The following is a 294-nucleotide window of genomic DNA, read 5'->3' as shown; positions in this document are numbered from 1 at the left end:
AATCCTCTCGTACATTCTCCACACTGCTGCGGCCTTCCCGAAGGACCCGCAGTCGGTTCAAACGTTCAAAAATTGGCGCAACCGAGCCGGCATGAGCGCGGTGACAACGCCGTTGTTTGCCGTCGTTATCGAGATGTTTATCGGCTTCACGGGGACGGCGACGGCTGAGTGTATCAGTCTCGTTCCCTTCTTCTGAGAGGACTTCACACGGAGTCTCTCTTCTATGGCACACAACGCACGTCTCGCAGTGCTGGTTGTATTGACGCTCGTCGTGAGCGCTGGAGTGGTTCCTAT

The 294-nt window shown here is 55.8% G+C and carries 1 protein-coding gene; it reads left to right on the top strand.

The window, feature by feature from the left end:
* The first annotated feature begins 1 nt into the window (after position 1).
* The gene (locus AUR66_RS15835) at positions 2–196 is read left to right on the top strand and encodes a hypothetical protein (RefSeq protein ID WP_231727930.1); all 195 of its coding nucleotides are present in this window, start codon (positions 2–4) and stop codon (positions 194–196) included.
* The last annotated feature ends 98 nt before the right edge of the window (positions 197–294 follow it).

This window comes from Haloferax profundi (assembly GCF_001469865.1).
GTDB lineage: Archaea > Halobacteriota > Halobacteria > Halobacteriales > Haloferacaceae > Haloferax > Haloferax profundi.
Note: the sequence above shows the minus strand (reverse complement) of the source record. Positions and strands in the feature narration are given on the sequence as shown.